The following is a 5,538-nucleotide window of genomic DNA, read 5'->3' as shown; positions in this document are numbered from 1 at the left end:
GTCGGGACCGCGGCGCCCGCCGGAGTGTCCCTCCGGCGGGCGCCGGCCCGGATGCGGTTCCCCCTGCGCAGCTCAGCTGCCCCGTGTCAGCTGCCTCCCCCGCATCCGCCCCCCGCGCGACGACCCACCGCCGCACGAGGAGTGCCCCCCGCACGAGTGACCCCCACACGAGTGATGGCCACCGAAGTGACGCCCTTCCGGGTGACCCGGGCCGCCGGGCGAGCAGCCGCCGTCCGACGCGGCCCGCCAACTGGTGGTGCCGCCCGAGCTCCCCCCGCCGAGCGACCACGCGCGCCGGCCTCCGTGCGCCTTGGCGTACCGGCCGCGGTGGGCCCTGCCGCGCGCGGTGACCACCCCGGCCGCGCACATCACCACGATCACCGTCAGGACGATGCCGAAGACCATGGCGTCCCCCTCCTTCCACTCCCCCGTGGGCGCCACGCTCGTAGCGTGAGCAGGACATGCCCGGCCGCCGGACCGGTCAAAGCACACTTGAGGAAATCCAGAGCTTCGGCGCAGGATGACCGCCATGACCTCCAGCGCACGCCCGCTCCTCAACCGCCGGCTCGCCGAGTTCGGGACGACGATCTTCGCCGAGATGTCCGCCCTGGCCGCGTCGACCGGGTCGATCAACCTGGGGCAGGGCTTCCCCGACACCGACGGCCCCGAGGAGATCCGCGAGGCGGCCGTGCGCGCGCTGCGCGACGGGCGGGGCAACCAGTACCCGCCCGGCCCGGGCGTCCCCGAGCTGCGCACGGCCGTCGCCGCGCACCAGCTGCGACGCTACGGGCTGTCCTACGACCCGGACACGGAGGTGCTGGTCACGGCGGGCGCCACGGAGGCGATCGCGGCCGCGCTGCTGGCTCTCGTCGAGCCGGGCGACGAGGTGATCGCCCTGGAGCCGTACTACGACTCCTACGCGGCCTGCATCGCGATGGCGGGCGGCACGCGCGTACCGGTGACACTGCGCCCGCACGTCGAGGGGGGCGCCGCGTTCCGCCTCGACCTCGACGAACTGCGCGCCGCGGTGACCGACCGGACCCGGCTGCTGCTGATCAACACCCCGCACAACCCGACCGGTACGGTCCTCACCCGCGAGGAGCTGACCGCGATCGCCGAGCTGGCCGTCGAGCGGGACCTGCTGGTGGTCACGGACGAGGTCTACGAGCACCTGGTCTTCGACGACGCCGAGCACATCCCCCTCGCCACGCTCCCGGGCATGCGCGAGCGCACGGTGACGATCGGCTCGGCGGGCAAGACGTTCTCGTTCACCGGCTGGAAGGTCGGCTGGATCACGGCGGCACCCGGTCTGGTGGCGGCGGTGCGCTCGGCCAAGCAGTTCCTGACGTACGTGGCCTCGGGCCCCTTCCAGTACGCGGTCGCCGAGGCGCTGGCGCTGCCGGAGTCGTACTTCGCCGCCTTCCGCGAGGACATGCGGGCCCGCCGGGAGGTACTGGCAGCAGGCCTGGCCGAGGCGGGCTTCGGGGTGTTCCGGCCGGCGGGCACCTACTTCATCACCACCGACATCCGCCCCCTCGGCGAGAGCGACGGCTTCGCCTTCTGCCGCTCCCTGCCGAAGCGCGCGGGCGTGGTCGCCATCCCGAACGCCGTCTTCTACGACCACCGCACCGAGGGCGCCCCCTTCGTCCGCTTCGCCTTCTGCAAACAGCCGGCGGTGCTCCAGGAAGCCGCCGAACGCCTGAAGACCCTGGCCGGCTGACCGGCCGCAATGCCGTGTACGGCAAGAGCCCGGCCTGCGCGCGGTACTGGTGGCCCGCGCCCTGGTCGGGCTCTCGTCAGTCCACGGGACGTATCCGCCCGTGAGCGGGCGGGCACCGCCGTGGAACTGCCGTGGGACTACTCCTCGTCGTCCTCGGGCTTCTCCCCGTCGTTGAGCTCCTGCTCGAGGCCGAGCTGCTCGGCGAGCCAGCGGTCGAACTCGATGGCGGCCCGCACCCAGCTGACCGTCGAGGAGACGAAGTGCTCCAGGCTCACGCCCATGCCGATCAGCATCTGGGCCTCGCCGATCAGGCGGACGGTGCCGTCGTCGTGGGTGTGGGTGTAGACCTTGGGCCAAAGGGTCCTGCGGTTCCAGTCGTCGATGGCCTCCAGCAGCTGGGGCTTCTCGTCGATCTTGTGGGGCCGGTCGTAGAACGTCCGCACCGAGAAGACCTGCTGCTCGGCCTCCCCGCGGAACATGAAGTACGTACGGAACTGCTCCCACGGCGCCGCGAGGTCGCCCTCGTCGTCGACGACGTACTTGAGCTCCATCTGGTCCAGGAGCTGCTTCACGAGGTCCTGATCCGGGACGACGGGGCCCGCCGGTCCTTGGGGCTGCGGCTCGGGCTGGCCCCCGAAGTTCGGAATCGAGGACGGGTCGATGCTCACCGTGTTTTTCCCTTCGTACGGATCCCGCCATCCTCCCCCATGCGGGGAGGGTGGTGGCAAGCCCCGGCGGCCCCTGTCAGCCCTCGGCTGACAGGATCCGGTCACCTAGGCAGCCGGTCACCCGGGTACCCGCACTCCTCGGCCCCCTCCCACGTTCACGGGGAAGAGGGCCGAGTGGGCGAGGGGGGCGTGGGCGCCGTTACAGGGTCTTCCCGGTGGCCGGGCCCACCAGGAGCCCCTCGTCGAAGCGGTCGACGCGGACCGTGTCGCCGTCCTTGATCTCGCCGGAGAGGATCTCCTTGGCGAGGCGGTCGCCGATGGCGGTCTGGACCAGGCGGCGCAGCGGGCGGGCGCCGTAGGCCGGGTCCATGCCCTCGTCGGCGAGCCAGGCCAGGGCGTCGGGGGTGACGTCCAGGGTCAGGCGGCGCTCCGCCAGTCGCCTGGCCAGGCGGTCGATGGCGAGCTTCGCGATCCGGCTCAGCTCGTCCTTGGTCAGGGCGGAGAAGACCACCAGGTCGTCCAGGCGGTTGAGGAACTCCGGCTTGAAGGAGGAGCGGACCACCTCGAGCACCTGCTCCTTCTTCTCCTCCTCACTCGTCAGCGGGTCGACCAGGTACTGGCTGCCCAGGTTGGAGGTCAGCACCAGGATGGTGTTGCGGAAGTCGACCGTACGGCCCTGACCGTCCGTCAGGCGGCCGTCGTCCAGCACCTGCAGGAGGATGTCGAAGACCTCCGGGTGGGCCTTCTCCACCTCGTCGAGGAGGATCACGCTGTACGGGCGGCGGCGGACCGCCTCCGTGAGCTGGCCGCCCTCCTCGTAGCCGACGTAGCCGGGCGGGGCGCCGACCAGCCGGGCCACGCTGTGCTTCTCGCTGTACTCCGACATGTCGATGCGGACCATGGCCCGCTCGTCGTCGAAGAGGAAGTCGGCGAGCGCCTTGGCCAGTTCGGTCTTGCCGACACCGGTCGGGCCGAGGAAGAGGAACGAGCCCGTCGGCCGGTCGGGGTCCGCGATGCCCGCGCGGCTGCGGCGTACGGCGTCGGAGACGGCCCGTACGGCCTCCGTCTGGCCGATCAGCCGCTTGCCGATCTCGTCCTCCATGCGCAGCAGCTTCTGCGTCTCGCCCTCCAGGAGGCGGCCGGCCGGGATGCCGGTCCAGGAGGCGACCACGTCGGCGATGTCGTCCGGGCCGACCTCCTCCTTGACCATGGTGTCCCTGGCGGCCTCCTCCTCGGCCTGCGAGGCGGCCTCCAACTCCTTCTCCAGGCTGGGGATCTCCCCGTACAGCAGCTTGGAGGCGCTGTCGAAGTCGCCGTCGCGCTGGGCACGTTCGGCCTGGCCGCGCAGGTCGTCCAGCCGCTCCTTCAGCTCACCGACCCGGTTGAGGGACTGCTTCTCCTTCTCCCAGCGGGCGGTCAGGCCGCGCAGCTCCTCCTCCTTGTCGGCGAGGTCGCGGCGCAGCTTCTCCAGCCGCTCGCGGGAGGCGGCGTCGGTCTCCTTGTCGAGGGCCAGCTCCTCCATCCGCAACCGGTCGACGGCACGCTGGAGTTCGTCGATCTCGACCGGCGAGGAGTCGATCTCCATGCGCAGCCGGGAGGCGGCCTCGTCGACGAGGTCGATCGCCTTGTCGGGAAGGAAGCGGGAGGTGATGTACCGGTCGGACAGGGTCGCGGCGGCCACCAGCGCGCTGTCCGCGATCTGCACCTTGTGGTGGGCCTCGTAGCGGCCCTTGAGTCCGCGCAGGATCGCGATGGAGTCCTCGACGGTCGGCTCGGCGACCAGCACCTGCTGGAAGCGCCGTTCGAGGGCCGGGTCCTTCTCGATCCGCTCCCGGTACTCGTCCAGCGTCGTGGCGCCGACCATGCGCAGCTCGCCGCGGGCCAGCATCGGCTTGAGCATGTTGCCGGCGTCCATCGCGGAGTCGCCGCCGGCGCCCGTGCCGACGACGGTGTGCAGCTCGTCGATGAAGGTGATGATCCGGCCGTCGGAGTTCTTGATCTCCGCGAGGACGGTCTTCAGCCGCTCCTCGAACTCGCCGCGGTACTTGGCGCCCGCGACCATCGCCCCGAGGTCGAGGGCGACCAGCCGCTTGTCCTTCAGGGACTCGGGCACGTCGCCCTTGACGATCCGCTGGGCGAGCCCCTCGACGACGGCGGTCTTGCCGACGCCGGGCTCACCGATGAGGACCGGGTTGTTCTTCGTACGGCGCGACAGCACCTGCACGACGCGGCGGATCTCGTGGTCCCGGCCGATGACCGGGTCCAGCCTGCCCTCGCGCGCCGACGCGGTCAGGTCCGTGCCGAACTTCTCCAGGGCCTTGTACTGGCCCTCCGGGTCGGGTGTGGTCACCCGGCGCCCTCCCCTCACCTTCTGAAAAGCGTCCTGCAGCTTCTTCGCACCGGCCCCCTGCCCGGTCAGCATCTCGCCGGCCGCGCCGCCCTTCGCGGCGATGCCGATGAGCAGGTGCTCGGTGGACAGGTACTCGTCGCCGAGGTCCCGCGCCCGGCTCTGCGCGTCCGCGATCACGGCGAGCAGTTCACGGTTGGGCTGCGGGGGCGCGACGGTGGACCCGGCCACGCTGGGCAGGGACGCGAGCACGCGCTCGGCGCCGGAGCGGACGGCCGCCTGGTCGGCGTCGACGGCCGCCAGCAGGTCGATGATGTTCTCGTTGTCCTGTCCCTCGAGCAGCGCGAGGAGCAGATGGGCGGGGGTGAGGTCGGGGTGTCCCTCCCGCACGGCCCGGTTGCCGGCCGCGTTGATGGCGTCCCGGCTCCTGTTGGTCAGCTCGGCGTCCACGGTCGCTTCTCTCCTCCTTGGCTCCCTGGCCCCTTGGCGTCAGCGTTCAGCCACGCCTCCCAGCTCTGACTCAGTCAGCGTACACAAACTTGAGTCTATTCCACTCAAGGTTCCTCCGGGAGTGCCGCCGTGCCCCAGGTGGGCCGAGTTGTGGGTTCATGGCCACCACCACGTGTTCCCTCGACCCGGGCGCTCCCGACGCACCGCATCCCGGCTTCTGGCGGAACAGGGGCAGGGCGAGCGCGAAGGCCGCCGACGCGCCGGCGGCCGACCGCAGGGCGCGCCGGTCGCGGTGTGCCGGTCGCGGTGTGCCGGTCGCGGTGTGCCGGTCGCGGTGTGCCGGTCGCGGTGCG

4 protein-coding genes are annotated in these 5,538 nt (G+C 71.5%); 2 read left to right on the top strand and 2 right to left on the bottom strand.

Annotated elements, in window-relative coordinates; genetic code table 11:
• Window positions 1-310: 310 nt before the first annotated feature.
• The gene (locus DEP02_RS34080) at window positions 311-454 is read left to right on the top strand and encodes a hypothetical protein (RefSeq protein WP_198668491.1); all 144 of its coding nucleotides are present in this window, start codon (window positions 311-313) and stop codon (window positions 452-454) included.
• 66 nt (window positions 455-520) lie between these two features.
• Window positions 521-1,720: a pyridoxal phosphate-dependent aminotransferase gene (locus DEP02_RS19345; protein ID WP_112468948.1), complete on the top strand. Its 1,200-nt coding sequence runs from the start codon at window positions 521-523 to the stop codon at window positions 1,718-1,720.
• Window positions 1,721-1,857: 137 nt separating this feature from the next.
• Here the strand turns inward: DEP02_RS19345 and DEP02_RS19340 are convergent, their stop codons facing one another.
• The gene (locus tag DEP02_RS19340; RefSeq protein WP_112468947.1) at window positions 1,858-2,388 is read right to left on the bottom strand and encodes a type III secretion system chaperone family protein; all 531 of its coding nucleotides are present in this window, start codon (window positions 2,386-2,388) and stop codon (window positions 1,858-1,860) included.
• 199 nt (window positions 2,389-2,587) lie between these two features.
• A complete protein-coding gene (clpB, locus tag DEP02_RS19335) occupies window positions 2,588-5,185 on the bottom strand; it encodes an ATP-dependent chaperone ClpB (RefSeq protein WP_112468946.1) in 2,598 nt (865 codons plus the stop codon).
• Between the last annotated feature and the right edge of the window lie 353 nt (window positions 5,186-5,538).

This window comes from Streptomyces triticisoli (assembly GCF_003270085.1).
GTDB lineage: Bacteria > Actinomycetota > Actinomycetes > Streptomycetales > Streptomycetaceae > Streptomyces > Streptomyces triticisoli.
The sequence above is the reverse complement of the archived record's forward strand: the minus strand, read 5'-3'. Positions and strand labels throughout refer to the sequence as shown.

Coding starts and splice junctions, on each gene's coding strand:
- DEP02_RS19345 (WP_112468948.1), top strand. CDS start 521: ATGACCGCCATGACCTCCAGCGCACGCCCGCTCCTCAACCGCCGGCTC.